Consider the following 22,992-nt stretch of genomic DNA (forward strand, 5'->3'; position numbering starts at 1 on the left):
TTCCACTTCACGAGGCTTCGCGATAGTTTCCCTTTTCGACTACGACAAATACAAGCAAGGCTATTGCCTCAAAGAAAATAGAATTTTGCCCAAAGAGGAGCTATATAAAAGAGCGATAGGGCAGTATTTGGATTATGAGCTAAAACTAGATCAAATGATCAATGATTATAGGACTTATGCCTATGGTAGTTCCTGGCGCAGCATATATGAAATCGCATATTATGAATTAGAAAATATAAATTTATCGAATTGGTTTGAAGTATTGAAAAAGCATCATGATAATAACGAGACGTTTGAAGAGATTTTTATGAATAAACTGAAGGCCAAGAAAACCGATCCAAAGAAATATATAAAGATAAATTTAAATGATATGAGCGCCGGATTTGATAGACCGATAATTACTCTAGATGGCGCTTATAAAGGACCGAATATTCATATATTGTTAGATAAGTTTGTTTTAATTTATAAAAATTATATACAAGGCAACCATTCCGAATACCTATTTGATAGAATGAATTTTTCTGAAAAAATCAAAGAATATTATCAGGAAAGAAACAAGGCGTCGTTTGATATAAAACAGGGTTTTGAGCTAGACAACTGCGGAAATCTAAATTATCCATTAGAGGAATATTATTTAGGTAGCAGAGAGGCAAAAGGCGGTTGAAAAGCCACGCTAAAACAAAATTTTAAAAAGTCCTAGCCGCGCAAATTTTACTTTTAAAATTTTAAAATTTGCGTCTAAATTTCATGCGCCGTTTTAATCCAAAAGTTTCTGCTTAAACAGCGGGATTTTGTAGCAAAAGGTGCTGCCCTCGCCGAGCTTTGAGCTGACGCTTTTTGCGATGCCGTAGCGCTTGCAAATTTTATCGATTATGTTTAACCCGAGACCGAATCCGCCAAGAGCCGCGTTTTCGCGCGAGTATCTCTCCCAGATCGCGCTCGTATCTTTTATGCCGATGCCGAAGTCCTGCACGCTAAAGACCGCTATGCTTACCCCTTTTTCCAGCCCGATGATGATCTTGCCGCCGGGGCGCGAGTATTTTATGGCGTTGCTTAGGGTGTTGTCGATGAGGCGCATTAGCGAGGTTTCGTCCATAAAGACGCTAACGTCGGGCGCTATTCGCGATTGTAGGCTTATGTTTTTGCTTTTTGCGACCAGATAGATGAAATTTATCCTAGCGCCCAAAAACTCGCTCATATCGATGCGGCGGCTTTTTAGGCTCATCTTGCCGCTTTTGATGAAGTACTCCACGTCCTCGTAAGTAATGATCATCTGCTTGAGCGCGGATTTTATTCGCGCCGTGTGTTTGTCGCGCAGCCCAAGCATCTCGGTGTTGATGAGTGCGACGCCCAGAGGGGTCTTTAGCTCGTGCATCGCGTCGTTGAAAAACGCCTTGATGAGGTTGCTTTGCTGCGCGTAGAAATTTTTTATGATTTTGTAGTTAAACAGCGCGATGATGAGCGCTACGAAGATCGTGATAAAGATCGTAGAGATCGCGATAAATTCTATCTTTGCGTAGCTTATCTTTTTTGAGATGACGAAGAAATATAGCTTGCCCTCATGTAGAAAGTGGCGCTTTAAAAACACCCGTCCGCCAAATTTCAGCGTGATAAACGCAAAATCGGGCGGCTGCACGCTTAGATTTGATCTTAAAATTTCGCCGTTTGCGTTTAGGATCGCGTAGTCGTAGATTAGCTCGTCTTTTAGATTCAGATCCGCACCGGCTAGGGCTTCGCCGCTTTTTTGTATCAGCTCGGCGACATCGGCGCTCTCTTCGATTTTGGAATTTAAATAGATGATATAAAGACTCTCGCTTATAAAGGCGCCGATGATGAAAATCGCGCTAAAAAGCGTAAATTTAAACCCTTTAAGCATTGATCTTATATCCGAGTCCGCGGCTGGAGAGGATGAAGTCGTTGCTTGTTTTGGAGCGGAGGTTGCTGATATGCACGCGCACATCGACGCTGCCCGCTTCGCCGTCCCATACGTCGGCGATGAGTTCATCTACGCTAACGAATCTTTTGATATTGGCGAGCAAAAATTCTATAATCTTGATCTCTTTGGCGCTTAGCGATATCTCTTCGTCCGCGCGTTTTAAAATTTTTAAATTTGCGAAGTAGTGAAATTTATTCGCGATCTTGACGGCGCCCTTTTCGTCGCCGAAATACTTTCGCATCAGCTCGCTTACTCTAAATTTAAGCTCGGCTAGGTGGAAGGGCTTTTTTAGATATTCGTTGCAGCCTAGCTCGTAGCACTGGCTCAAATCGTCGATGTCGCCGAGCGAGGTCATCATCATCACGGGGGTGTTAAGACCGAGGCTGCGGGCGTATTTTAGCACCTCTTCGCCCGAGACCTCCGGCACCTTGATGTCTAAAATCAGCAGATGGTAGGCATTCGCGGCGATCTTATCGCAGGCTGCGTCGCCGCTAGAGCATTCGTCCACCTCGTAGCCAAGCTCCTGCAGATACTCGCTTACGCTGCTTCTGTATTCAAAATCGTCCTCTAAAAGTAAAATTTTCAAACCCGTTCCCTAAATCGGGAGCGAGACTACGCTCCCGTGCAAATTTGCCCCGCATATACAACGAAGTAGCGAAGCAGAATGACGCCGCAAAGCACGACAAAAGAATTTAAAACTATAAACGCAGGCTTGTAGGCGTGGTTTTTCAGCGCCGTAAAGGCGATGATGATCGGAGCGATGAGCCCCGTGCCTAAAACGCCGATCCAGAAAATTTTACCGTAAACCTCGTGCGTCAAAGCCTGCTGTGCCGCAAGCGCGCTCGTGCCGCCCTCAAAATACATCCCGACAAACAGAATGAATAAAAGCGGAATTTCAAAGAGTATCGCGCGCAGATCAAGCACCAAAAGGTATTTTATGCTATCTTTGTTTAACGAGCCTTTAAAAAACAGAAGTCCAACTAAAATGCTCGCCGCGATGCCGCTGGAAAAGCCCGATAGCAAAAATAAAATCGGCAGCACCGGAGTATTCCAAAGCGGAATTTTCATCACCGCGCTTAACAAAAAGCCTGTGTATGCGCCCACGCAAAGAGCAAGGATAAATAAAACCCGCTCGAATAGTTTGGAAGCTTTGGCAAATGAGCTTAGTAAATTTACGATAGGTCGCAGAAACGCAAGTAGTTTAAATTTACAAATTTCCTCGCCGAATACGCATAGCGCAAATACAAAGCTAAACGGCACGTAGATCAAAAGCGCCAAAACGCCGAGGCTCATTACGGAGCCGAAGTTAAATTTGATCAGCAAAAGATAAAAGCTAAATGGCTTGCCCAGATCAAAGATCAAAAGCAAAAGCCCCGCGCAGATCGTAAGCGGCGCCGTGATCGCACCCGCTCTTATCATCGCGTCCCAGATAGAATTTTGCTCGCTTTCGTGGCGATTCCATTTAACTAAAAGCGCCACCATCGTCGCTCCCGCGCTAAGACCCGCCAAAAATAGATAAATCGCAATCGGCCAAGGCCAGTAAATTTCAGAGTATTGGCTCATATCGCCCCACATATTATTCATAGCGTCCTCCTTTTTTGTTTTTGATATTCGCTAGGCGCGGCTTGGTGTTTAGATACGCTTTTGGATATTCTACGCTCGTTTTGGCTAGCAGCTTGCTTACCTCGGAATTTACGTCATTTACATCGCCGAAAGTTAAAGCATCCGTTGGGCACACGCTTACGCATGCGGGTTGCAAGCCTTTGATAGTGCGGTTCGTGTAGCAAAAGGTGCATTTGCCGATAGCGTGCGTGATAGGATCGACAAATCTGGCGTCATAAGGACAGGCCAGGATGCAGTATTTGCAGCTGACGCAAAGCCTCTCGTCTATGAGCGTTACGCCGTCTTTGGTTTTAAAGCTAGCGCCCGTAGGGCAGACGTCCACGCAGGGGCTATCCTCGCACATAACGCAGCTGGCGCGCGAGTAATCAAGCTTTAAATTTGGAAAAACGCCGCTTGTTTTGCCGTGCACTTGCAGCCTATAAACGCCGCTAGGCACGCCGTTTTCGTTCCTGCACGCAACCGAACAGGCTTGGCAACCTATACATAAATTTTCGTCATGAATCATTATGAGTTTTTTCATAATCGCTCCCTTAAATTTTAACTATATCGACGCCGACGTTGGTTACCATCGTGCTTACCACAGGACCCGCAGCCGGATCGAGAAGGACGCTTTGGTTGGTGCCTATGCCGTTCGTGCGCTTTAGCCCGGGGCTTACGTGCCCAAAGCCGTGGTATAAAAATAGGCAATCGTCTCTGATGCCTTGCGTGACGAAAATTTTAGCCTTTTGCTCGCCGAATTTGTTTTTGAGCTTCACGACATCGCCCGTCTTTAGCCCCTCCGCTTTTGCAGAAGCTGGGCTGATCCAAACCGGCGATTCGCTCATCATATCGTTTAAAATTTTGACATTTTGAGTGTGGCCGTTGGTGTGAAGCGCGGTCTTGCCGGTCATCAAGCAGTATTTGTGTCCGCCAAATACGTCCATACCCTCGGTATTTAAGCAGCCGTATCCCGCAAAAAGCTCCTCCACTTTCGGCGCGAAAAGCTCGATCTTGCCGCTCGGGGTTTTAAATTTCATCTGAGAGCTCATCTCGCCGTTTTCGTCCACGAACTCCGCCGCGGCAGGATATTTATCGATAAATTTAGCCACGAGCTTCGGCTCTCGGTAGTACAGCTTCGGCACCTTGTAGCTTACGTAGCCGTTTTTGATTAAATTTGCGATCAGCTCGGCGTTGCCTTTGGCTTGCTGCATGCGGTATTCGTCGATGTTGTTCCAGGTGTAGTCTTTATCGATCTTCATCACCCTTGCAAGCTCTCTAAAAATTTCATAGCCGCACTTCGTATCGCCCACCGGCTCGACGGCTTTGTTTCGCATCACAAATCCAGGCGCGGTGCCGCCTTTGTTTTGAATAGACTCGTCGCGCTCTAAATATGTGGATTCGGGCAAGATCACGTCGGCTAAGCACGCGAAGTCGCTCATATACACGTCGATTGCGAGTACGAAGTCTAGCTTTTTGATCGCCTCTACGCTCTTATCCACGCCCGCAACGTTGATGAGGTGGTTAAAGCGCGTGCTGACCCAGCCTTTTACGGGGTAAGGCTTTTCGCTTAAAATCGTAGGCGCGATCTGCATCAAAACACCGTGTTTGCGCGGCACGAAGAAATTTTCGCTACCTTCCTCGCCGCAGCCGTCGATACGCGCGGTCTTTGGAATTTTAAAATTTTTATCCGGGTTTGAGATGGTAGGGAATAGATCCTCTTTGCAAAGTGCGTTAAAGGTTTTGGAATCTTTAGAGAAGTAAATTCCGCCCTTTTTCTCGACGTTTCCCATCAGCGCGTTTGCGATCGCTATGGCGCGCGTGCGGACGTATTCGGCTTTAGCGGTCGTGGTTTTATGACCCCAGTCGATTACGACTGCGGGAGCCGCGGCGTAAATTTCATTTGCAATGCGCTCTACCTTGTCCGCTTTGATCCCCGTGATGGCCTCCTGCCAAAGCGGCGTCGTATCCTTTACGGATTGCTTTAACTCCTCTAACCCCACGGCGTATTGTTCGATAAATTTTTTGTCGTATTTGTTATCGCGCAGCCAGACGTGAATCAGCGCCATCAAAAATGCCGCGTCGGTTCCCGGTTTTATCGGAAGCCACTCGTCTGCTTTGGACGCTACGACGCTAAAGCGCGGATCGAGGACCAAAAGCTTTACGTCCTCTCTGCTTGCGGCTTTTGCAAGCTTTTTGGTTTTTGAGATGTCGATGCCCTCAAAGAGGTTGTGGCCGAAATTTACGATGTATTTTGCGTCGCCGTAGTCTCTTTGCATATTAGCGCCGAAGGTGTGCGGCACGGCGATATTGTAGGTGACCGGGCAACAGGACCAGTGCGAGTAGATGTTCGGGCTGCCGTAGGCACAGGCGAAATTCATCATCTGAGTATGGTGCTCGCCCGTTTTGGAGGTAAAAACTACGCTTTGCGGACCGTATTTTTGCGAAATCTCGCCCAGCTTCTGCGCGCAAATTTTAAGCGCCTCGTCCCAGCTCGCCTCTTTAAATTTGCCCTCGCCGCGCTCGCCTACGCGAATGAGCGGCTTAATGAGCCTTTGATCGTCGTAGAGCTGATTGATGCCCGCTCCGCCGCGAGCGCAGACGGAGGTTTTGTTTGCAAACCTGTGGTTGCCCTCGATTAAAGCGCCGCGGCCGTCTTTGACGGTCACCTCGATAGGACAGCGCGAGGAGCACATCTCGCAGACGCTGGCGACTTTCTTTTCCGTCCCGCCTGTAACCGCGCTAGCGTTTAAATTTAGATTTAGCGTCGCTAGCGTGCCGATCGCGGCGGTACTTTTTAAGAAATTTCGTCTATTCATAAAAACTCCTTACCTTTAAATTTTGGTAGGAATTCTAAGGCTTCATAGTAAAAATAAGGTTAATTTTGATAATGCAGCTTTTGGCTTAGACTTTATCTCGAAAGATAAAATGCGTCCTGCGCCGTATTTTAAAGCCATAAAATAGAGCCAGCAGTAGCAAAATGCTAATTGCGCCGCAGATCGCAAGGGCTACGCGAGCGCCTAGCAGCTCGGTAAAAAAGCCCGATATGAGCGCTCCAAATGGCGTACTACCTATTAGAAATAGCGCGTATAAGCTAAGTACGCGCCCGCGGAATTCGTTGCTTACGTGCATTTGCACGGTGGAGTTGATGCTTGAGTTTGTGATTACGAAAAGAAATCCAGTTACGGCAAGCCCTGCTGCGGCCCATGCGAAGGAATTCGCAGCCCCAGTAAGAGCTAAGCTCACCCCCATAGCGATCGCGCACGATCTGATTTTACGGATGCCAAGTTTATCAAAAATTGCTACGAAAAGCGCGCCGCAAAAGGCTCCCACGCCCAGAGCCGACATCAAATATCCAAAGCTTCGCTCATCCGCGTCTAGGCTAAGCTTAACAAGTGCCGAGATCGTTACGTTGTAATTTGGCACCAGCGTCGCTACGATAAGCACTATTATCATTAGCTCGCTTAGAATTTTTTTGTGCGATACATACGAAATTCCAGCACCGATCGAGGCAAAAACGCCTCCGCTTCTGCTAGATAGCGTAGTAACGGATGGCGGAATTTTTATGAAAAACAGCGAAACGATGATACCTAAAAAGCTAAGCGCATTGAATAAAAAGCAAAAGCCCACGCCCCACAGCGCCATCACGATCCCCGCAAGTGCGGGTCCTGCAATACGAGCGACGTTGAAGGACATAGAATTTAACGCTATGGCGTTGGCTAGATCGCGGGGCGAGTCGATGAGATCTTTTACCATCGACTGACGGCTCGGGGCGTCCATGCTGGTAAAGATGCCACTTGCAAAAGCGCAAAATAAAATTTTGCCGAAAGAATATAGCTCGCAAAAGCTCATAACCGCGAAAATTGAGGCAGTCACCGCCATGCCTATTTGAGCGAGCAAAAGGATCTTTTTGCGATTAAACTTATCGAGCAGTACACCGGAAAACGGCGTGAAAAGTAGTGCCGGCAAAAACTGCGCCGCAGCCACGAGACTGACCTTAAAAGCGTCTGCGGTGATGCTTAGCACTAGCCACGGCAGTGCGACGCTTTGCATCCAAGAGCCAATCAGCGAGAGGTTCATCCCGATCCAATAAATTCTAAAATTTGAGTATTTAAGCGATAGGAAGGGATTTTTCAACGCGCCACCTTTTGAAATTTTGATTTGAGATTATACATTAAATTTTAAAAATTCACTTAAAGATTTAACATTTATAAAAATTTAACGAAAATTTAATATTTCTGAAAAGAAAAATTTTATATACTCTGCAATAAATTTTTAAGCAAAGGATTAAAAATGCAAAGACCGACTCCGATTAATCAGGAGATCAAACTAGATGAGAAGCGCTATATCGTTTCCAAAACCGATCCGAAGGGCATTATCACGTTTGCAAATCCGTATTTTTGTATGATTTGCGGATACAGCGAGCTTGAGCTTTTGGGGCAGCCGCATAACATCATACGACATCCGGACATGCCGCGCATAGCGTTTAAGCTCATGTGGGATACGATACAACAAGGCAAGGATTTTACCGCCGTGGTTAAAAATTTAGCCAAAGACGGGCGCTTTTATTGGGTCATTACGGAATTTACTTCTAAAAAAGATCCCGTGACAGGGCAGATCACCGAATACACGGCATTTCGCAAGGCTCCACCAAGATCCGCGATCGAAACTATAGAGCCTATTTATAGGGCGCTACTGGATGCTGAAAAAAACGGCGGTATGCAGGCTAGCCAAAAGGCGCTCGTGGACTTTTTAAAAAGCAAAGGCGAGACCTATGAGAGCTGGATCGCAAAGGTCTCAGGTAAATCAAATCCGCTTACTGCAATGTTTTTTAAGGCGATGAAAAAGCTTTTTAGCTAGTTTAGTTAAAATTTAATGCAGACCCCGCGCAATGTGGGATTATTCGGCTTTGTGTTAGCAAAGCAAATAAAGCGCAAAGCCATCCCTTCATAAAATTTTGAAATTCTACGAAATTTTAAATTTAGCGCCCAAGCTTTGAAATTTCACGTCTTCATCAAGTGCGTTGCAGATCAAAGCCCCTCAAGCGTTATGTCGTAGAGCCTCTCTACCGTTTCGTCGTTTAAATTTAGCGTCTTTTTGCTTCGTAAAAATTCTAAAATTTCATCCTGCGCAAAGCCCGCTCTTTGCGCACAGCTCTCGTGCGCAGGCAAAAAGCCGCGGCATAGCGCGATATTTTCCGAAATTTCTTCGTCGCATAAAAAACAATACGGCTCGTCGTGCAACCGCCCCTCAAATTTTAAAATTTCGGCGTAGCTCTCAACGATTATGCGGCGCGGATTTTGTTTGCCGAAGCGCGCAGCAGCCTCTGTAAGAAGCTCGTAGTAAAATTTATCCAGATGCTCGGCATCTTTTAGGTGCGCGTATAAAAGTCGCATAAATTGCTGCCAAAATAGCAGCTTCTCGCGGCTTGCGAGCCACGCGTATCCCAGATGCATCACGCCGCTAAGGCGAGGGAGGAAGTTTTGATTTTGCGAGAGCTCGAAGTCGATCTTATAGCCCTGGATGATATTTGAATGGCGCGCGCCGTAAAAGCGATATGCACGCACGAGCGCGCTTTCGCTCAGCACGTCCACGATGCAGTCCTCGTCCCTAACTTTGGTCGTTTTTAATATAAATCCTTGCATTTTCCTATTTTAGCGAAATTCATATATAAATTTAAATAAAGAATTTTAGGTTATAATCAGAAGTTACATTTCATAGAATTTAAAGGAAATCATATGAATTTCGGAGATCTGTTTTCAAAAATACGTAGAACGCAGCCCGCGCCTAACGATGCTCCTACGCACTGGATCAAATGCCCGGGATGCGGCGCGCTGATGTATAGCAAGGAGGTCGAGCAAAACCACAGCGTTTGCCCGAAGTGCAACTATCATCTTCGCTTTGACGCGCAGGCTCGTATCGATCTGCTCTGCGACGAAGGCTCGTTCGTGGAGTTCGATAAAAATTTGCAGCCCGTCGATCCGCTAAAATTCGTAGATAAAAAATCCTACAAAAAGCGCATCTCCGAGAGCAAAGAAAAAACAGGCAGGCTTAGCGCGGTGATTGCGGGTGAGGGCGCTATAAGCCGCCAAAAGATCCAGCTCGTGGTATTTGATTTTAATTTTATGGGCGGCAGCCTGGGCTCCGTGGAGGGCGAGAAGATCGTGCGTGCCGTAAAACGCAGCCTCGATAAAAACGAGCCACTAATCATCGTAAGCGCAAGCGGTGGCGCAAGGATGCAAGAAAGTACCTTTTCGCTGATGCAGATGAGCAAAACCTCCGCCGCGCTTAAAATTTTATCCGAGCATAGAATTCCTTTTATCTCTGTTCTTACCGATCCTACAATGGGCGGCGTGAGTGCGTCCTTTGCGTGGCTAGGAGATATCATCATCGCAGAGCCCGGCGCTCTTATCGGCTTTGCCGGACAGCGCGTCATTAAGCAAACCATCGGCGCCGATCTGCCCGAGGGCTTTCAAAGATCGGAATTTTTGCTCGAGCACGGGCTGATCGATGCGATCGTGCCTAGAGCCGAGATGAGGCAGTATCTAAGCGATATCATAAACGTGCTTAGCAAAAACGCCGTGCAGATTGACGATACGAGCGATAAATCGCTACATGAAGATGGAAGCGAAGAGTAGTGCAGATAATAGTAAATTCTATTCAAAAGGGCGCAGACGAGTTTGCTAGCGAGATAAGCGCCTATAAAAAAATGGCGGCTAAATTTACGGCGGTGCGAGAGCAGACCTTTTTTAACGCTAGCATCGCTCGCGCTCAAAGCACATCTGCTGAGCTAGCGCTTAAGGCGTATGATGAAGCTTATCTACCGCGCCTTAGCGGCTACGTCGTGGCTCTGGATGAGCGCGGGCAGGAGCTAGATAGCATGGAATTTGCGAGTATGCTAAAGGATAAAAGTAGCGTGTCATTTTTCATCGGTGGCGCTTACGGGCTTAGTGAAAATTTTAAGGCAAAAGCCGATAAAATAATTAGTCTTAGCAGGCTTACGTTAGCGCATAAAATCGCTAAACTTTTGCTCTTTGAGCAAATTTTTCGCGCGCTGTGCATTAACGCAAACCATCCATATCACAAATAAAGGGAAAGAATGAAAAAAAACGAGTTAAAATTTTACAAGAAAATTTTAGAAGAGAAAAAGGCGCAACTAAGCGCCAATATTAATAGCTCGGTTAATGAAATTTCAGAATTACGCGAAAATAAAGCCGCGGACGATTTTGACGTAGCGAGCATGAATACGGATTTAAGCATCGAATACTCGCTCAATGTTAATCAACAAAAGGCGTTTTTAGAGATTGAAAGCGCGCTTAAACGTATCGAAAACGGCACTTATGGGCTTTGCGAGAGCTGCGGCGAGCAGATAAGTTTAGAGCGTCTTAAGGTAAATCCAGAGGCGAGATTGTGCATTTCGTGCAAGGAACAGGCGGAAAAGCAAAATAGGAGTTAGCTATGAAAACCAAGCAATTCTTTTTATATTCGATCGTCTATATCGCAATCGTCGCGATTTTAGTTTTTACGCAGCAAAGCAGTAGCTATACACTGGGGCTTTTCGGTTTTACGCTTACGCTTCCTGTGGCGGTGTGGATCGTACTGCCGTTAATTTTATATATGATTTTGGCGATTTTTCATATCGTTTTTCATAGCTTCGCGTTTTACCGCACAAAAAGGGCGATCGCAAAGGATCTAAGTGCATACGATGCGATGAGTAAAGAGGTTTTACTGGGTCTTGATACCAATAAAGACTTTAAAACCGAGTATTTTAAAGACCCGAGCGAGCTTACTAAAATTTTATCTCCGTGGTACGATAGCACCGGCATAGATGTCAAAAATGAGGATCTAAAGGAGGTTATAGGTGTTATTGAGAAGGTTAAAAACGGCGAAGTGGCGGATCTGCGAAAATATAAACTTCCTAAAGATAACGGACTATTTTTGCAAAATGAGCTCAATCGCCTCGACGCCGAGCCTGCGTATGCGTATGAAATTTTAAAAACTAAGGGCGTTTATAGCGAAAATATCACTAAAAAAGCCTATGCCGTAGCGCTTGCCAAAGGAAGCTACGATAAGATAAAAGCCTATAAAATTCCTCAAAATATAGCCGAGGTAAATATTTTAGTAGATCGCGCGGTAAATGACACGAGCTTTGAGATCAGCAGCGAGGAGCTTTTCGATCTCGTAAATAATGAAAAATTTAGCGAGCAGGATTTTATCGGCTTTGCCAAAAAGCTAAAAAATCATCTCGCTCCAGAGCAATACAAAGCCTTTTTCGAGCGGCTCAAAAACGAGAATCAAGAAGCGACCGAGGCATATCTGTACGCGCTATATGAGCTTGGCATGATCGACGAGTTTAGAGAGCAGCTAAGCCTTGCCGACGGCGAGGAGTTTGAGAAGTTTAAAATTCTGCTATTTTTGCGAGACAACGGCAAAAACGTCCCTGCGTCGCTGTTATTTTAGCTCGGTAATTTTATGAGTTCGTTTTATGCGGGTAAGAGAGACTGCTTTTTACGATCTGTGCGGCTATCAAACACAGCCTGCGCGATAAAATTTAAAGTGCGGGTAAAATTCTAACTCGCGCAAATTTTAAATTTCAAAATTTATCGAAAAATCAATGCGCGCAAGCGGTAAAATTTAAAAAATTTGCTTGCGTAGTGCGCGTGTAAACGGGTTTTGCATTTATGCGATGAAATTTAAAATTTAAACGTAAAGCGCAAGACTTGCTAGCTGAATAAAAGTGCTGAAATTTTAAAATCCGTGCGGCGTTTTGAAAGCTGCTTGCTGGGTTTGCCGTGCAAATAAAATTTGGTGGCGATCATCCTTGCTGGCGTTTTGCCGCCATGAAAATTAGCCAAGCTTAAAAATAAAATTCGCGCCTAAATGCGAATACGTAGCCTATGAAATTTAAAATTTTAAAGCTCGTGGCAAAACCCACTGCAAGCGTTGCGACGTTAAATTTAAAGGTTTAAATTCAAACGAAATCAAAATAAGAAATTTAAAATGACGGAAGATTTTTTTAAAAGGGACCCCCTATTTTTGGCACCTTTGGCGGGCTTTTCGGATCCGCCGCTGCGGGGCGTAGTGAAAAAATTCGGCTGCGACGCGACCGTAAGCGAGATGATAAGCGCAAACGCCCTTGTTTTCGAGGGCGAAAAGACGCTAAAGATGCTCGAAAAAAACGCCGCCGAAACCCCATTTTTTGTGCAGATCGCAGGCAGCGATGCGGAAATTATCAAAAAGGCGGTTTTGCTCATCAATAAATTTGACGGCATCGACGGCATCGATCTAAACTGCGGCTGCCCCGTTCCCAAGGTCGTAAAGCAGGGCGCCGGCTCGGCGCTGCTGCTTGATCTGCCCCGTCTATCGCGCCTGGTTGAGACGATCAAAAAGTATTCGAATAAAAAATTTACGAGCGGGAAGGTGCGGCTGGGCTTCGGCGTCGTGGATATAGAAAATATCGCGCGCGCCGTACAAAGTGCAGGGGCCGATTTTATCGCGATTCATGGCCGCACCAGAGCGGGCGGATACAGCGCGGCGGTGGATTACGGCGCGATCGCAAGAGCTAAACGCGCGCTGCAAATCCCAGTGATCGTAAACGGCGACATAAACTCCGCCAATGCCCCCGCTGTGCGAGGCCTTAGCGGTGCAGACGCGCTGATGATCGGTCGCGCGGTAATCGGCAGGCCGTGGATCTTTCGCGAGATCAAAACGGGTGAGCAGGCAAGCGACGTGCTAAAAAGAGAGGTCGTGCTCTATCATTTCTCTCAAATGCTTAGCCATTACGGTAGCCACGGCGTAGCGATATTTCGCAAGCATCTGCACGAATACTCCAAAGGGCGCGAAAATGCCGCAAGCTTTCGCGAGCAGATCAACCACGTCACCACCGAGAGCGAAATGACTCGGCTGATCGAGGAATTTTTTAGTTAAATTTAGCATTTTAGGAACTCTGATGATTATTTTAAAAATTATAGCCTGCGCATTTTCGATGAGTTTTTACTTGATGTGCGTTTCGAGTTTGGCCGATTTTGTGATAGAACCGTTTTTTTACACATCTAGCGTCTGGGATGACGACCCTCTAGATTGGCTGCAGAAAAAATTCGCATATTTCCTATTTTTGTGGATATTTTCCTGCGGGATTTGCGCGATACTTGTCGCAAAGTTAAAGGATTTTGGTAAGCTCACGGATTTTTTCGTAAATTTATTTTTGCCTACAGCAGCGGTTTGGATGCTATCGCCATTTTTAGGGATGATGATTGTGGCGCTGATTGTTTCAGATTTGCATCTTGCCAGGTTTTATTCCTCATTGCTTAGCGCATTAATATCTATCGTTCTTTTTATGATCGTCGTAAGGGAGGTTTTAAAGCAGATTTATCCGCCCAAGTCCTAGCGCGCGGAATTTTAAAATTTAGTGCAGAATTTCGCCTTGAAATTCTTGGTCGCCGCTTACAATCACAGCTCGCGCGTTAAAAGGCGAGGGCGTTAAAATTTAAGGAGAAATTATGCAAAATATCTACATCATCGGCGACGTGCACGGCTGCTACAGATCGCTTTTGGCGTTAATAGAGCAGCTGCCGCATAAATTTGATAGTAAAATTTGCTTCGTTGGCGATCTGATCGACCGAGGTCCTGCGAGTGCGGATGTGGTTGAATTTGTGCGCACTCGCGGATATGACGCGGTGATGGGCAATCACGAAAAGCGCTTTGTGGGCAACGCAAAAACTGCACTAAGGTGCGCAAAGACGGGCAAATTTACGAGCTCAAATGACCTCTACGCATTTTTTAGCTTGGATGAAAGCTGGCTGTTTAATAACGGCGGTGAAGCGACGCTAGCGTTGTATTATCGTCACGGAGGCGTGAAGCAATGCAAGGAGCATCTGCGGTTTGTCTCGCGGCTGCCGATTTACCTGGAGTATGATTTGTGTGATGAAAGCGGTCGCGCTCTCGTCGTATCGCACTCCGCAGTGGGTCGCGCGTGGGGGATTAGACACGATGCAGAGCGTGCGAAAAGCTTTGCAGCTCACGTGCTAAGCGGGCGCGGAGACGATAGCGCGAATGATGGAATTTTTAACGTCTACGGGCACATGCCAGTAAAAAAGCCCGTCATTACGGAATTTAGCGCAAATATCGATCTGGGCTGTGTTTATAAAAAGCACTGGGGCGAGAAGGCGAGGCTTTGCGCGCTGGAATTTCCCTCAAAGAAAATTTTCACGCAGGAATGCATAGATTTTTGAGTTCGCATCCAGGCTCGCGCAGATTAAAATTTAAATTTAAGCGGGCTGTTTGAATTACGCAGGCTATTTGAAGGCGAAATTTTAGAATTTAAAGGCGCGTTCTTGCAGCGTCCGTCGCGCAGTCAGGTCGCGCTGAAATTTTAAATAATATCCCTTAGCTTGCGCGCTTCATACATCCACGCCTCAAGCTCGTCCCAGCGCTCGCCCTCAATCATCTGTACGCAAATTTCAAGCTCGTTTTTAAAGGCCTCGATCGCGCCTAGTAGGTTTGTGCGGTTTTGCTTAAAAATATCGACCCACATCTGCGGCGAGCTCTTGGCGATACGGCTCATGCCCGAGAAGCTGCCGCCAGCTAAATTTATGATATTGCGGCGATTTTCCTCTTTTAAAACGCTGTTTACGAGCGAGTAGCTGATCGCATGCGGCAGGTGCGAGATGAGCGCTACGTGGTGATCGTGGCTTTTTGCGTCCATAAATACGATCTTCATCCCCGCGAACGAAAAAATTTCGACCGCGCGCTTGACGTGCGTTTCGTCCGCGCCGTGATCGTCGCAGATGACGACTACCGCGCCGTTTAAAAGCTCTTTAAATGCCGCTTGCGGACCGGAGTTTTCGGTACCAGCCATTGGGTGAGCTGCGATGAAATTCCGTCTGATCTGCGGCGGGCAGCTTTGCAAAATTTTAAATTTCGTGCTTCCCAGATCGATGATTGTCGTTTCACTTCTGCAGTCGCTTAGTTTTTGCAACGTCTCAATAATTGCCTCCACGGGGATTGCAAGAAATATCGCGTCGCAGCTTTGCTTCATCTGCTCTAGACTTAAAATTTCATGCACGAGCCCGAGCCGTAGCGCTTCTTTTTCATTTTCGCGGCTGATGTCGCAGCCATAGACGGCGCTAATTATTTTGGTGCTTTTTAGACATAGCCCCAGCGAGCCGCCGATGAGACCCAGACCGATAATTCCTATCTTCATAAAATTCCTTTTTGATATATGCAAGTTTTAATTTTAATGTGGTATTATACGCAAATTATTTTCGTTTTTAGGTAAAATTTTATGAAAAAAAGCGTTTTTTTACTCTTAGTAGGCGGGATTTCCGTGGCGTGCGCCGCACAGATCAAATCCATTAAATTTGAAGGGCTAAGGCATCTTTCTCCACAGGTTGCGCAGCAAATTTCAGGACTTAAAGTAGGCGATGAGCTTAACGGCGAAAATACCAACGCCGCGATTTCAAATTTATTCGCACAGGGCTATTTTAGCGACGTTTATATCAGCGAACGAGGCGGCGCGGTCACGATTAACGTAACCGAAAAACCGACCATAGCCAAAGTCGAGATCAAAAACGTAGTTACCAATGATCGCGATAAGATAAACGAGCTCATCGGCTTGCGTCCGGGTCAGGTTTACGATGAGGTGGCTGCTAAAAAAGCGGAGACCCGCATCAAGCAATACTACGAAGTCAAGGGCTTTTTCGACACCGTGGTGGAATTTTATCCAAAGCCGATCAACGACGATAAATCGGTCATCTTGCTAACGATCGAGGTAAATCGCGGCGAAAATATCATCATCGATAAGGTAAATTTAGTAGGCGCAGACAAGCTCGACTATGACGATATTGAGCCATCCGTCGCCAATAAAGAACGCGAGACGCTGGGCTGGATGTGGGGCTTTAACGATGGCAAGGTAAAAACCGCCGAGCTTCCTAACGACGCAAATAGAATTCAAGAAGAATATTATAAAAAAGGCTACTTAGACGCGCAGGTTTCGGCGCCGCTACTTAATGCCGATATGGATAATTACACTGCCGATCTTACCTACTATATCAGCGAGGGCGAGCAATACACCGTAAGCTCCGTAGATATCGAGTATCCTGCAGATATAATCAAGCTTGATAAAGAAAAGGTTTTGGACGATTTTAAGCTTCAGAAGGGCGATACGATGAATTCCGAGCGTTTGCGCCGCGATATGAATACACTAGAGACTTTAGTCGCGGATCAGGGATATGCCTATGTGCGTATCGTGCCTAAGACTAAGCAGGACAAAGAAGCTCGCACGGTCGCTATCACGTATCAAGTCATCCCTGAGGATAAAGTCTATATTAGAAACGTAACGATCTCGGGTAACGATAAGACCGAGGATAAGGTCATCCGCCGCGAGATGTATCTGACCGAGGGAAATTTATATAGCAAAACCGACTACAACGATTCGTTAAATTCTTTAAAACGCACGGGGTATTTCGATGAGGTGGAGATTAAAGAAAACCGCGTTTCTAACGATCAGATCGATCTTGAAGTCGCAGTCAAAGAAGCTCCTACAGGCTCTATCACGGGTGGTATCGGATATGGCAGCGAGGATGGAATTTTACTTAGCGGCGGTATCAGCGATAGAAACGTATTCGGCACCGGCCTTCACGGCGCATTCTCAGTCGAAAAAAGTGACGATCAGTTAAGCGGACGCTTGAGCTTAACCAATCCTAGAGTATTTGATTCTGAGTATAGCTTGGGCGGATCGATCTTTGCCAACGACTATGACTGGGACGATTACGATGAGAAATCTTACGGATTTTCAATCACGGGCGGTCGCAAGATCGGGCGTAATACCGATGTAAGCCTTACATATTATCTCGAAAAAAGCGAGATTAAGGGCTTAAACGAATATTACGCCAAAGCAGGCTATCTAGATGGCAAGAATTTAAAAAGCTCGATTATCCCGTCTATTACATATAATAGCACAGATGATTATTACTTGCCAAGAAGCGGTATGATCGCAAGTGCTAGCTTGGAATACGCGGGTCTTGGCGGCGATATGGACTACACCAAGGCGCGAGGATCGTTTAACTACTATTTTGGCTTGCGAGATTATATCGATCACGACATTATCTTTAGATACAAAGCTGCAACGGGCTATATGTGGGAAGGTAATAAAAAGATCCCGATCAACGAAAAGCTATTCCTAGGCGGAATGAAAAGCATTAGAGGCTACGAAGGTCGCAGTATCCCGAAAAAAGAGATCTGCTTAAATGCAAATAATTGCCGCTATATCGAAACAGGCGGCATGCAGAGCTTCAATAACTCCTTTGAGCTAAGCTTTCCGGTGGTCGATAGGCTTAAAATGCGCTTTGTAACGTTTTTTGACTACGGAATGATCGGCGATCATGACTGGAACGAGGAGGAGCGCTACAGCACGGGTGCTGGTATCGAGTGGATGACGCCGATGGGGCCTTTGCAGCTATACTTCGTTAAGCCGCTTAATAAAAAGCCGCACGATGACACAAATAGCTTCGAATTTAGCATCGGTGCTAGATTTAATTAAACGCGGCAATTGCGAACGCTGTGGCGTGCGTAGAATTTTCTACTCCACGCCTTAAAATTTAGTAACGCTGCAATTTTGACTTTTCTTGTCGCGCTAATTTGCAGCCGAATTATTGTAGGCGGGTTGAGCTAAATTTTAATTGGAATTCCGCTCGGCTTAGGATGAAATTTAAACGCGTAGCTTGCTTTGAATTTTTTAGAATTTTATTTATCAAGATAGTTTAAAATTTCATTCGTATGGTAAAATTTTAAGCATAAGAGTTCTAAAAAATCAATACAAGCCATTAGCATAATTTAAAGAAATTTTATATTGAAATTTTAAAGGTTACGATATAGACGATAAACGCCGCTTTGTTGTGCGCGGAATTTCACTGCATAGGATTTAGCGCGCCACTGAATTTTAAAACTCATAAATTTTGAGATTCTAAAATCGCGAGAATTTAAAATTTTAAATCGCCCCGTAAATCGCTAAACATTTGCGTTAAATTTTGCCTCGCTTTACCGATAATTTAAGTTAAGCTTGTAAAATCGCGCTCTAAAATCATATCAAAGGCTCTTTTATGCGTAGAAATGGCAATGGAACGAAGCTTAAAATTTTAATATTTCTTATTATAATATGCGCTTTGGTTTATGGAATTTTTAGAATTTTCACCTCGCCGAAATTTGAAAAAAATCCTCCGCAAATTGCGCTGGAAAATGAAATTTATTGGAATTTAACCTCGCCTTTAAAGATTAAAATTTCAGACGATACCGGCATTAAGCTTGTCCGCGTTAACTTAAATGACGGAGCCAGCACGATACCGCTACTAAATGAGGAGCTGAACGTTCCGCAAACGACGCTAGAGCTTGCCGTGCAATTTCCTAAAAATTTGATGCTTAATAAAGATAAAAACTACAAGCTCGAGGTTTTTGCAAACGACATTAGCTCGTGGAATTTTGCGCAAGGAAATAAGAGCGTAAAAACGGCAAATATAATAATAGACGACAAAAAGCCCGTCATAAATATCATCAATCAATCCTATAAAATCACTAAAGGCGGTAGCGCTGTAGTCGTATTCTCAGCTAAAGACGAGCGCCTAAACGAAGTCTATGTCAAAACCAACTATGGCAAAATTTTTAAAGCGATTCCTTTCGTAAAAGAGGGTTATTATGCGTCTCTCGTAGCGTGGCCTGCAAATTTAGAGGAATTTCGCGCAGAAGCGGTCGCCACTGATCGTGCAGGCAACGAAAGCATTTCGCAGATCAAATATTTTTATCAAGACAAAAAATATAAGGTCTCTACTATCAAGCTAAATCCGGGTTTTATTAACGGCAAAGTAAGTGATCTGGCTAGCCAATATGCGCAGAATTTTAACTCTATGAGCGATCTGGAGAAATTTAAATTCGTAAACGAAACTCTGCGTAAGAAAAATGGAGATGATCTGCACGCTGCTACTAGCGCGGTTCCTGAGGATAAAATAAATGGATTTGAGCTAAAGCCTTTTTATCCGCTTGCTAAAGGCGCAGCGGTAGCAAGCTTTGCCGATCATCGGATATTTTTTATGAACGATGAACAAGTAAGCGAGTCATGGCATATGGGGCTCGATCTAGCAAGCGTCGCAAACGCCGATATCAAAGAGAGCAACTACGGCAAGGTAGTTTTTGCGCAGGAAAACGGAATTTTCGGATTAAATTTAGGAATTTACTACGGCTTCGGATTATACGGCATATACGGACATTGCTCGGCGACGCAGTTAAGTGTGGGCAGCGATGTAAAGCCGGGTGACATTCTAGCACAGACGGGCTCAAGCGGCTTTGCTTTTGGAGATCATCTGCATTTTGGCATCGTAGTTCAGGGTGTGGACGTAAGACCCGAGGAGTGGATGGATCCTAAGTGGATGAAAGATAACATTACCGACGTCTTAGAAACGTCCAAAAAAGTAATAGAAAAAGGTAAGTAAATTTTAAAATTTTCGCTATAATGTGCGGGTTAATGAAAACGAGGATAGAAATGAGACAGACAACGATAGCTAAGAAAGTCCATAACGTCGGCATCGGGCTGCACAAAGGTGAGCCTATCAGACTTACGTTAGAGCCTTTAGAGGCAGGCAGTGGAATCGTATTTTATAGAAGTGATCTTGGCGTTAGTTTTAAAGCCGAGCCGAAAAACGTCATAAATACGCAGATGGCGACCGTCGTAGGAAATGAGAAGGGCTATATATCAACAATAGAGCATCTAATGAGCGCCATTAATGCCTATGGTATTGATAATATCCGTATTATCGTAGATGCTAACGAAATTCCTGTGATGGACGGAAGTTCGGCGAGCTTTTGTATGCTTTTGGACGAAGCGGGAGTAAGAGAGCTTGACGCGAATAAAAAAGCCCTTATTATCAAGCGAGCCGTGGAGATTCGTGAGGGTGATAAGCTCGTACGGCTAAGTCCTAGCAAGAGTCCGAAATTTGATTATACAATTAAATTTAGCCATCCGCTCATCGGCACTCAGCACTATGTTTTTGAATTTAGCAAGAAATCTTATCTTAAAGAAATTTCGCGCGCCAGAACTTTTGGTTTTTTGAAAGATGTGCAAGCGCTACGTTCCATGGGTCTAGCTCTAGGCGGCAGCTTAGAAAACGCCGTCGTAATCGATGAGAATAAAATTTTGAATCCCGAGGGCTTGCGTTTTGAAAACGAGTTCGTTCGCCATAAAATTTTAGATGCGATCGGCGATCTTGCGCTCGTGGGCGCTCCGATTTTGGGCGATTATACGGCGTTTGCGGGAAGCCACGATTTAAATCATAAACTCACTTTGGCAGTCCTTGCCGACGCTAAAAATTTCGAGCTCGCTGACCTTACCGCCGAGATCGTACGCGAATATCAAAAAGTCTTCGCCTAAGGTCTAAAAATCAAAGAAGTTGAAATTCTAATCGCTGCTCTTAGCGCTCCATGCCTGATCGGCGTGTATGAAAACGACGCTAAGATAGCGGAATTTTCAAGCGCCGAAGGCGAAAAAGCCGATAAATTTCTGATCTGCAAATTTAGAGAAATTCTAAAAACTTATAAAATCAAAGAGCTCATCTACGCAAATACTCCCGGCAGCTTTATGGGCATGAAGGTAAGCTACGTGATATTGCGCACGCTTAGCATCGCTCTTGATGTGCCGCTGTACGCGATCAGCGGATTTGAGCTAAGCGGCTTCGGGCCGATCAGAGCAAATAAAAACTTCAGCTACGTTTATGAGAACGGAGAAATCAAAATGAAAAAATGTGCCCCCGCCGCGCTATCTTTGCCGCAGGATTTATCGGTTTTAAATAAAAGCGATGATATACTTCCAAATTACATCATAGAAGCGGTTTAGGAGAGAGCTTGATTATAAGAATTCCTGCGACGAGCGCAAATTTAGGCCCTGGTTTCGACGCGCTCGGCCTTAGCCTAGGGCTATTTAACGAAGTAGAGATTACCGAGCAGAAGTTTTTTTGCGTATCGCTTAGCGGCGAGGGTAGCGACAGAGCGTGGCTAAAAAAGGGCAACGCTTTTTTGAACATTTTCAATGAAATTTACAGAAAACTAGGCGGCGGGCAAGAGATAAATTTTAAATTTGCTTTTCACAACAACATCCCGTTTTCGCGCGGTCTAGGCAGCAGCTCGGCCGTGATCGTAGGCGCTATCGCAAGCGCTTATAAAATTTGCGGTTTTGAGATTGATCGCGCTAAAATTTTAAACACGGCGCTGGAATATGAAAATCACCCCGATAATATCGCGCCCGCGACACTCGGCGGCTTTGTCAGCAGCGTCGTGGATGGTAAGACGGTTCGTACGCAAAAATGCGAAATTTCGCAAGATCTGCAAGCGGTCGTCGTTATCCCCGATACGCCGATGCCTACGAACGAATCGCGCGGCAGGCTGCCTAAGAGCTTTTCGATCAAAGATTGCGTTAGCAACCTCTCGCACGCGGCGTTTCTGACCGCTTGCTTTATGCGACGCGACTACGATAGCTTGCGCTATGCCTGTATCGATAAGATGCACGAACAGATGCGCATGGGCGTGCTTCCGCAGCTTTTTGGGGTGCGCGAGATCGCCTATGATAACGGTGCGCTTATGAGCTCGCTCTCCGGCAGCGGCTCAAGCTTTTTAAATTTAACCTACAGATCCGACGCTGCAAAGCTTAAAGCCTGCCTTAGCGAAAATTTTAAAAACTTCCGCGTCGAAATTTTAGAGATCGACAACGGCGGCTTTAATATTGACTAAGAAAAATAAAGATATAATCGCATGAGCGAACCGATTAGGATGTGCGTTATTTGCAAGGGGCGCTTCGCCAAGCGCGAACTCCACGCCTTTTTGCAAAATTTTAAAAATATAAGCTCAAACAGACAATTTTATATTTGCGACGGTTGCATAAATCAAAAAGAGAAAATTTCAAAATATCTATCTAAATTTGCGTCTAGCGCAGATTTGGGACATATCAAGGAGAGGGTTTTAAATGGGTGTTCTGATTAAAGATATCGCGGACGAGCTTGGATACGCAAGCAAAGAGATAATCGAAAAAGCGCAGGAGATGGGTTTTAAAAAGGTAAAAACCGCGTCGAATAAAGTAAGCGAAGAAGAAGCTGCCGCTATTTACGATTATATCCAGACGGGAATTTTGCCGGGGAAAAAGTCAAAGCCCGTAAAGAAAAGCTCCGAAAAAGCGCAAGAGGACGAAAATAAGCCCGCTAAAAAACAGAGCGAAACTAAAAAAACCACGAAGAAAGAAAGCACCAAAAAGGCGGAAAGCTTAAAAGCTTCCGAACCCAAAGAGCTCGCACAGAGCGCCAAAGAGCCTAGCGATGAAAAAACTCAGGCGCAAGAGCCTGAGGTAAAAACCGAAAAATCTCAAAATCAAAAAGAAGAAATTTCCGCCGCAGCGCAGGAAAAAGAGGAGAAACAAAATACCGCTTCAA

General features: G+C 45.3%; 24 protein-coding genes. 16 read left to right on the forward strand and 8 right to left on the reverse strand.

The genetic code is table 11. The annotated features are described in order from the left end of the window. On the forward strand, positions 1-664 hold a 664-nt coding region (locus Q0605_RS05380), incomplete at its 5' end, for a hypothetical protein (RefSeq protein ID WP_298704912.1). 93 nt (positions 665-757) lie between these two features. Here the strand turns inward: Q0605_RS05380 and Q0605_RS05385 are convergent. From Q0605_RS05385 to Q0605_RS05410, 6 genes are all read right to left on the reverse strand, one after another. Next, the gene (locus Q0605_RS05385) at positions 758-1,876 is read right to left on the reverse strand and encodes an ATP-binding protein (RefSeq protein WP_298704914.1); all 1,119 of its coding nucleotides are present in this window, start codon (positions 1,874-1,876) and stop codon (positions 758-760) included. Beyond that, the gene (locus Q0605_RS05390) at positions 1,869-2,522 is read right to left on the reverse strand and encodes a response regulator transcription factor (protein WP_298704916.1); all 654 of its coding nucleotides are present in this window, start codon (positions 2,520-2,522) and stop codon (positions 1,869-1,871) included. The genes Q0605_RS05385 and Q0605_RS05390 overlap by 8 nt, the downstream gene beginning before the upstream one ends. A 26-nt stretch (positions 2,523-2,548) precedes the next feature. After that, the gene (nrfD, locus tag Q0605_RS05395; protein ID WP_298081961.1) at positions 2,549-3,520 is read right to left on the reverse strand and encodes an NrfD/PsrC family molybdoenzyme membrane anchor subunit; all 972 of its coding nucleotides are present in this window, start codon (positions 3,518-3,520) and stop codon (positions 2,549-2,551) included. Then, positions 3,513-4,079, reverse strand: a complete 567-nt coding sequence (locus Q0605_RS05400) for a 4Fe-4S dicluster domain-containing protein (protein WP_298704919.1) — start codon at positions 4,077-4,079, stop codon at positions 3,513-3,515. Before Q0605_RS05400 ends, nrfD begins: the two co-directional genes overlap by 8 nt. A 10-nt stretch (positions 4,080-4,089) precedes the next feature. Beyond that, on the reverse strand, positions 4,090-6,354 hold the full coding sequence (phsA, locus tag Q0605_RS05405; RefSeq protein WP_298704921.1) for a thiosulfate reductase PhsA: 2,265 nt from the start codon (positions 6,352-6,354) through the stop codon (positions 4,090-4,092). 85 nt (positions 6,355-6,439) lie between these two features. Continuing rightward, on the reverse strand, positions 6,440-7,672 hold the full coding sequence (locus Q0605_RS05410; protein WP_298704923.1) for an MFS transporter: 1,233 nt from the start codon (positions 7,670-7,672) through the stop codon (positions 6,440-6,442). A 156-nt stretch (positions 7,673-7,828) separates the two neighbouring features. Between Q0605_RS05410 and Q0605_RS05415 the strand changes: the two genes are divergently transcribed. After that, positions 7,829-8,395 carry a PAS domain-containing protein gene (locus Q0605_RS05415; RefSeq protein WP_298704925.1) on the forward strand — a complete coding sequence of 189 codons (567 nt, stop codon included), beginning with the start codon at positions 7,829-7,831 and terminating at the stop codon, positions 8,393-8,395. 170 nt (positions 8,396-8,565) lie between these two features. Here the strand turns inward: Q0605_RS05415 and recO are convergent, their stop codons facing one another. Further along, positions 8,566-9,180 carry a recombination protein RecO gene (gene recO / locus Q0605_RS05420; protein ID WP_298704927.1) on the reverse strand — a complete coding sequence of 205 codons (615 nt, stop codon included), beginning with the start codon at positions 9,178-9,180 and terminating at the stop codon, positions 8,566-8,568. A 93-nt stretch (positions 9,181-9,273) separates the two neighbouring features. Between recO and accD the strand changes: the two genes are divergently transcribed. The 7 genes from accD (at position 9,274) to Q0605_RS05455 (ending at position 14,766) form a co-directional block, all read left to right on the forward strand. Beyond that, positions 9,274-10,173, forward strand: coding sequence for an acetyl-CoA carboxylase, carboxyltransferase subunit beta (gene accD, locus Q0605_RS05425; RefSeq protein ID WP_298704929.1), 900 nt, complete (start codon positions 9,274-9,276; stop codon positions 10,171-10,173). Then, positions 10,173-10,625 carry a 23S rRNA (pseudouridine(1915)-N(3))-methyltransferase RlmH gene (locus Q0605_RS05430; protein WP_298704931.1) on the forward strand — a complete coding sequence of 151 codons (453 nt, stop codon included), beginning with the start codon at positions 10,173-10,175 and terminating at the stop codon, positions 10,623-10,625. The genes accD and Q0605_RS05430 overlap by 1 nt, the downstream gene beginning before the upstream one ends. Before the next feature lie 9 nt (positions 10,626-10,634). Then, positions 10,635-10,991, forward strand: coding sequence for an RNA polymerase-binding protein DksA (gene dksA / locus Q0605_RS05435; protein WP_298704933.1), 357 nt, complete (start codon positions 10,635-10,637; stop codon positions 10,989-10,991). A gap of 2 nt (positions 10,992-10,993) precedes the next feature. Next, positions 10,994-11,995, forward strand: a complete 1,002-nt coding sequence (locus Q0605_RS05440; protein WP_298704935.1) for a LapA family protein — start codon at positions 10,994-10,996, stop codon at positions 11,993-11,995. 540 nt (positions 11,996-12,535) lie between these two features. After that, on the forward strand, positions 12,536-13,462 hold the full coding sequence (locus tag Q0605_RS05445; RefSeq protein ID WP_298704937.1) for a tRNA-dihydrouridine synthase: 927 nt from the start codon (positions 12,536-12,538) through the stop codon (positions 13,460-13,462). A gap of 22 nt (positions 13,463-13,484) precedes the next feature. Then, entirely contained in the window at positions 13,485-13,922 is a 438-nt protein-coding gene (locus Q0605_RS05450) for a hypothetical protein (RefSeq protein ID WP_298704939.1), read from the forward strand. Between the two features lie 112 nt (positions 13,923-14,034). Further along, positions 14,035-14,766 (forward strand): metallophosphoesterase, encoded by a 732-nt coding sequence (locus Q0605_RS05455; RefSeq protein WP_298704941.1) that lies wholly within the window; start codon positions 14,035-14,037, stop codon positions 14,764-14,766. Positions 14,767-14,906: 140 nt separating this feature from the next. Here the strand turns inward: Q0605_RS05455 and Q0605_RS05460 are convergent, their stop codons facing one another. Then, positions 14,907-15,737: a prephenate dehydrogenase gene (locus tag Q0605_RS05460; RefSeq protein ID WP_298704943.1), complete on the reverse strand. Its 831-nt coding sequence runs from the start codon at positions 15,735-15,737 to the stop codon at positions 14,907-14,909. 81 nt (positions 15,738-15,818) lie between these two features. Here Q0605_RS05460 and bamA point away from each other — a divergent pair, with 81 nt between their 5' ends. The 7 genes from bamA to Q0605_RS05495 all read left to right on the forward strand — a co-directional run. Continuing rightward, entirely contained in the window at positions 15,819-18,074 is a 2,256-nt protein-coding gene (gene bamA / locus Q0605_RS05465; RefSeq protein WP_298704945.1) for an outer membrane protein assembly factor BamA, read from the forward strand. Positions 18,075-18,633: 559 nt separating this feature from the next. Continuing rightward, the gene (locus Q0605_RS05470) at positions 18,634-20,013 is read left to right on the forward strand and encodes a M23 family metallopeptidase (protein ID WP_298704947.1); all 1,380 of its coding nucleotides are present in this window, start codon (positions 18,634-18,636) and stop codon (positions 20,011-20,013) included. 50 nt (positions 20,014-20,063) lie between these two features. Further along, the gene (lpxC, locus tag Q0605_RS05475; RefSeq protein WP_298704949.1) at positions 20,064-20,948 is read left to right on the forward strand and encodes a UDP-3-O-acyl-N-acetylglucosamine deacetylase; all 885 of its coding nucleotides are present in this window, start codon (positions 20,064-20,066) and stop codon (positions 20,946-20,948) included. Between the two features lie 63 nt (positions 20,949-21,011). Continuing rightward, a complete protein-coding gene (locus tag Q0605_RS05480; RefSeq protein ID WP_298704951.1) occupies positions 21,012-21,410 on the forward strand; it encodes a glycoprotease in 399 nt (132 codons plus the stop codon). 8 nt (positions 21,411-21,418) lie between these two features. Further along, the gene (gene thrB / locus Q0605_RS05485) at positions 21,419-22,300 is read left to right on the forward strand and encodes a homoserine kinase (protein WP_298704953.1); all 882 of its coding nucleotides are present in this window, start codon (positions 21,419-21,421) and stop codon (positions 22,298-22,300) included. Positions 22,301-22,321: 21 nt separating this feature from the next. Then, positions 22,322-22,549: a hypothetical protein gene (locus tag Q0605_RS05490; protein WP_040304108.1), complete on the forward strand. Its 228-nt coding sequence runs from the start codon at positions 22,322-22,324 to the stop codon at positions 22,547-22,549. Continuing rightward, positions 22,533-22,992 (forward strand): translation initiation factor IF-2 N-terminal domain-containing protein (locus Q0605_RS05495; protein WP_298704954.1); only part of this gene is annotated, 460 nt, incomplete at its 3' end. The genes Q0605_RS05490 and Q0605_RS05495, both read left to right, overlap by 17 nt.

The organism is uncultured Campylobacter sp., assembly GCF_938017705.1.
GTDB lineage: Bacteria > Campylobacterota > Campylobacteria > Campylobacterales > Campylobacteraceae > Campylobacter_B.